The sequence below is a fragment of the Segetibacter koreensis DSM 18137 genome, assembly GCF_000374045.1.
Taxonomy (GTDB): Bacteria; Bacteroidota; Bacteroidia; order Chitinophagales; family Chitinophagaceae; genus Segetibacter; species Segetibacter koreensis.
This window is the reverse complement of sequence record NZ_KB893384.1, coordinates 1-1,085: the sequence shown is the minus strand read 5'-3', so window position 1 is coordinate 1,085 and position 1,085 is coordinate 1. Positions and strand designations below refer to the sequence as shown.

General features: G+C 26.5%; 1 protein-coding gene. It reads right to left on the bottom strand.

Annotation, left to right across the window (positions count from 1 at the left end):
* Positions 1 to 33: 33 nt before the first annotated feature.
* On the bottom strand, positions 34 to 1,085 hold a 1,052-nt coding region (locus tag B154_RS0125130; protein WP_018617123.1), incomplete at its 5' end, for an ATP-dependent nuclease.

The window sequence follows — 1,085 nt, the reverse complement described above, 5'->3', positions numbered from 1 at the left end:
ATAACGAACCATTATTAGTAGTCGATTTTTCTTTTACTTTTTAAAATACAAAGCAGATATTCTATCACAAACACTTTCTAAAAATTCATTATAAATTGGGTTTATAGGTAAATTTTCTTCTTCTTTCAAGCGACTAATTACTCTCCATTTAAATTGTTCTTCTTCTTCCTTTTCAAAAATTTTACCTTTATTATGTAATATAGCTTTTAGACCATTTGTAAATTTCTTTTTGCCCATTCTTTTTTTGTCATATGAATTGTTCAATCCAAATTGTTCATCCACGACTTTGAAAATAAAATCTTTTTCAAAGATATCTTCAATTTCACTTTCATTTTTATTGAATGTAGGAACTAAAAAATAATTTGATTTGTCTAAGTTAATTTTAGTTTTATTTGATTTAACTGCTTCATCATTATCTAACAACGCAACGACGTTGCAAAGTCCTGACTCATAAACAGAAATTTTTTGATCAATTTTTGAAACACCTCTGACAGAATCTATAATAAAAATTCCTTCTTCTAATAAATTTTGTAAATCCGTTCTTTTATTTTTAATATACATTTCTATTATTGATTTGTCCGTTTCACCTTCTACCAATAGTACTATTTCTGCACTCAATAAATTCTCTCCAAGTGAAACACCTAATTCTTGTCTGATTTTCCTAATATCTATTTTTTCATTTATTTTCCCTCCGTTAAGTAACTTATTATTTTTAATTGTGTTTCTATCTACAAAAATTTGATGATGTGAACATATTAATGTCTGGTGGTTTAATGTATCGCTCATAATTTTACTCTTAAGTTCTCTTATCGCCCCAGAATGCAAATGAGATTCAGGTTCATCGATCATTAATAACCTATTATTTGATTCACTAGTTTGTAGAATTGAGAGAGCAATTAAACTTTTTATCCCATCTCCTTTATTTTTAATACTAGTTAGTCTACCATCGTTAATATTGATATCAATATCATTTGAATATCCATACCTAATTAATGGCCTATCGCTTCTAAGAGAAACTACTTCTACTGATTTTATATTTTTTAAATACCTTTTTAAATCAGGTTCAATTTGTGAAGCTATTTTTT